Here is a 243-nt window from a genome sequence, read left to right on the forward strand (position 1 = left end):
GTCATGTGTTGACGGTACGGGAAGATCTGATCTGGCCCCTGCTGGAAGTTCTTTATCCAGGCACTCGGGAAACCTTCGGCCTGCCGGGGATTTGCCTGTCACTGGCAGATAAACCCGACGAACTGGCGGCGCTGGAACACTATTGGCAACTGATAGAGCGGGAATCGGTAGAACAACTGCCTGGTCGGGAACACACCCTGACGCTCCTGGCACAGGCAGTGTTCACCCTACTGCTGCGTAACG

At 57.2% G+C, this 243-nt stretch carries 1 pseudogene; it reads left to right on the forward strand.

Annotated elements, in window-relative coordinates:
* Positions 1–243 (forward strand): annotated as a pseudogene (locus SB756_RS34180) (hypothetical protein); the annotation flags it as partial.

This window comes from Pseudomonas sp. SIMBA_068 (genome assembly GCF_046534705.1).
GTDB classification, from domain to species: domain Bacteria; phylum Pseudomonadota; class Gammaproteobacteria; order Pseudomonadales; family Pseudomonadaceae; genus Aquipseudomonas; species Aquipseudomonas putida.